The following is a 3,558-nucleotide window of genomic DNA, read 5'->3' on the forward strand; positions in this document are numbered from 1 at the left end:
GATGGGTGGGCGTGGGTGAGGCTGAAAGCGCCTTTTGCGGCCCGGCGTCGGTGGCTATGGCGTTGATCACATTGAGGGCTGCCTGGCTGATGGGACTCTGCGGCGGTGCGGGGAAGCTCCGTTCCGACACCACGTCGATGCGCGCAGTGGGCAGGGACTGTTTTCCCGCTTCGGGACGCATCGAGGACTGGACATCCTCGATGCTCTTCATCGCATTCGCGGCGTGCTTCGACCGCACGCCGGGCACATCGGCAGCCGGCGCGTCCGGCAGCTTCTGGGCCGCCGCCGCGGCGTCGCGTTTTGTCGCGCTGGAGGCAGCGCTCGGTGACTGACCGTCAAGCGCCGTCAAAGGTCCGTCGACGATCGACGCCTGCTCCGGCTTCGACATGGTTTCGAGTGCTTCGCGTCCGCCCGCGGCTTTTGGCCGGTAGGTCTTTGGCAGTGAAGCCTGCCCATCGAGCGCCGGGTCCGACGGATTCTCGCCGGTGGTCGTATTGCCCCCGGCTGCCTTGGCCGTTGTCGAGAAATGCCACAGGTCATGAAACGCGATCAGCAGCGGCAGGTCGTCCTGAAGCGGCTCGGCGTCCGGCGCCGTCTCTTCAGCGTCGGCCTTCGCGTTTGCTTCCAAATCGTCCTTGCCGGTTTTCACGTTTGCCACTTTGGCCGAGATGGTCCTTGCGGGCTCGGCCGATGCTGGTTCGGCCTTGGCGTCATGCCCGGCAAGGCCGGCCGCGAGCTTGCTCCAGCACTGGTCGCGCGATCCCGCCTCTGTCGACGGCTGCCGTTCCGGGCGGGCAGCACCGGCATCGTCGCGCAGCATCTTGCCGAAGCCGGCGTCATCGTTCCTGCCGTTCGCGGCCGGCTGCTCCGACGTCGCGCGCGTGGAGGCAAATCCTGGCAAGGCCGAGCCGAGGCTGGTGGTCATTTGGGGGCGGCTCCAAGCATCTGGTCGATCAGGTCGAGCTGTCGACGTGTTCTGGTCATGGCGGCGTCGGTCGGATCGGCGGGCTCTGGGCCGGCTGCGGGTGACGGTGCCGACGCCGGCATGACAGTCGCAGGGTCGGGGGATGCCGCTGCTGCCGTGTCCGGCGCATTGGCGGCTGGTCCGCTGGAGGCCGCGGTGACGGCGGGTTGCTCCGAGATGGCGCCTTCGACCGGTGGCAGGCCACTGTCATCGGCGCCTTGCGCCGTGGCGATCTCGGGCACCGGCTGCGCGGCGGCGGCAGGAACTGGGGCAGGCTTTTCCGCCGGAAGGGCGGTGGGCGGCGCGACGACCTCGCCGGCAATGGCCTGCGCGGCGTCGAGCAAAGCGCGGTCGCCCTCCGACAGCCGGCTGCGGTCGATCTTGCCGAGCTTGGCACGAACGTCCTCGATTGTCCCCGAGGTGACGGTGGAAAGGCTGGCATAGAGCAGGGCGCGTGGATCGTCCTGATTGGTGTTGCCGTCGCGGCCCTGTTCCGCCCGCGCCGAAGCGAAGGCCGACAAGTCGTTCAGGCCGTCTATCGCGGCCCGGCGGGCGATGCGCAGATAGATCACCTTCTCGCGCTCGGGATCCATCATCGAGGTGATGTCGCCCAGCTTGTCCTGGCTGATCGACATGTGCAGCGCGATGACGCCGGAGACGAAGGAGTCGGCGAACTGGCTGGCATAGGGCGAATAGAGGTAGCGCTCGACATATTGGGTGGAAGCAAGGGCGAAGCGTGCCGCGTCGCCTTGCGCGACTGCAAGGCCGACCGAACGGCGAAGTGCCGCTTCCTCGACCAGCGTGCCGGGGCTGAGCAATCTTGCCTCGTCGAGCAGACGGAGTGCGGTCGCCGGCTGATCACCGGCAAGCAGTGAGCCTTTGACCAAAGCGAGGAAGGCGCCGAGATCCGGAGGCAGCGCCATGGGATCGATCGGCCGCAAGGCTTCGATAGCCTCGCCGGGCCGGCCGTTGAGGTAATCAATCACGCCTTTGGCGATGGCAAGGCTTTGCGGATCCGTCGTAGCGCGCGACGTGGCCGCTTCGACGGTCACCGGGTTGCCGCCGCTCATGCCGTAGACAAGCAGGGCTCGAAAGTTCTTGGGATCCTTGTAGTCCTCGGCATTCGCCGCCCGCAGGCGCGCATCCGCCATCTCCAGCAGCTTGGCTTGCATCGGCAAGGCGGCATGATCGCCGGCGGCTATGCGGTCCTGGATGAGTTGCAGCGAGCGCACCAGCTGATACGGCTGCAGCGCGCCCTGGGCGAAACCGGCCGACGGGTGTCCGCCGGCCAGCAGCAACAAACCAATCAACCGGCGGGTGACGGCCGCTCGCTTCATCCGCCGGTCGCCATCAGGATCTCGATGCGACGGTTCGCGGCCGCCAATGGATCGGCTGCTATTTTCGGCTGGCGGTCGGCGAAGCCGGCGACCTCGGTGATGCGGCGTTCGTCGACGCCGCCGCGCACGAGCATGTAGTAGGCGGAATGCGCGCGCGCCGTCGACAGCCGCCAATTGTCGTAGCTGTCGCCGCGGAACGGCCGGGCATCGGTGTGGCCGTTGATGCTGATGGTGCCCTTCTGGCTGTTGACGATGCGGCCGATCTTCTCCATCGCCAGCACCAGTTCGCGTCTCGGCAATGCCGAGCCGACCTCGAACATGCCGAAGTCGAGCTGATCGGTGATCGAGATGACGATCCCCTTGTCGGTGGCTTCGACCGAGACGCCGTCGTGCAGCTTGTCGCCGGGCTTGAAGGCATCGGCCAGCTGCCGCTTGACGTCGGCAGCTGCCTTGACGGCAGCCGCGGTTGGCGCCTTTTCGCCGATGTCGGGCTTGGCGGCCTTTTGCGCCTCAGGCTCTGCCTTGGCTGCGTCGGCGACCGTGGTGCCGTCCGGTTTGGTCTCGCCGGCCATTGCCGTGGCAGGGTTCGCGGCCTGCTTGCCGGTCGCGTCCTTGGCCAGCGGCTCAAGCGGTGCGGCCGCGACAGGCGGCACGGCTTTGACTTTGAGCACTTTCGTTTCGGCGGTCTTGTCGCCGGGCTTGGCCGGATCGCCCTCGATCTTCGTGCGCTCGGCGCTGGCTTCGGCGCCGGGCGCCGCTACCTGCTGCGACCAGAAATCCGGCTCGAAGGGATCGCGGTAGGAGGCGCCACCGGAGGCGCCGGTAGCCGGGCCGGCAGCCTGCACGCCGCCGTCGCCTTTCTGGCTGACATTCTGCATGACGCCGGTATCCGCGGCGATTTCCGAAAGCACCGCGTAGGGGTCGGCGAAGAGATGATCGTCGGAGCGTTCCGCCTGCTGCGGCTCCTGCTTGTCCTGCTTGCGGTCCGACGCGCCCGCGCCGGCATTGCCGTTCTGTCCGGCTTTGCTGGTCGCCTCTTGCGGATCGTCTGCCGTCAGCCCCATGGCGCGCGGTCCGTCGCCGAGATCCTCCAGGCCCTTGCGGCTCGAATTGCGGTCGACCAGCTTGACCGGGTTGAAGTAGCTGGCGACGGCTGCCTTGGTCTGCTCGTTGGCGGCGTTGCTCAGCCACATGACCAGGGAGAAGCACATCATGGCCGTCATGAAGTCGGCGAAGGCGATCTTCCAGACGCCGCCA

3 protein-coding genes are annotated in these 3,558 nt (G+C 67.4%); all 3 read right to left on the reverse strand.

Features of this window, described 5'->3' with window-relative positions:
• Nucleotides 1-925, reverse strand: a 925-nt coding sequence (locus tag EN939_RS25435; RefSeq protein WP_127270556.1) for a flagellar hook-length control protein FliK, incomplete at its 3' end; no start/stop codon positions are given.
• Complete coding sequence (locus EN939_RS25440) at nucleotides 922-2,301, reverse strand: chemotaxis protein MotC (protein WP_127270557.1); 1,380 nt, start codon at nucleotides 2,299-2,301, stop codon at nucleotides 922-924. The genes EN939_RS25440 and EN939_RS25435, both read right to left, overlap by 4 nt.
• Nucleotides 2,298-3,558 (reverse strand): MotB family protein (locus EN939_RS25445; RefSeq protein WP_127270558.1); only part of this gene is annotated, 1,261 nt, incomplete at its 5' end. The genes EN939_RS25440 and EN939_RS25445, both read right to left, overlap by 4 nt.

This window comes from Mesorhizobium sp. M7A.F.Ca.CA.002.05.1.1, assembly GCF_003998335.1.
Classification (GTDB): Bacteria; Pseudomonadota; Alphaproteobacteria; order Rhizobiales; family Rhizobiaceae; genus Mesorhizobium.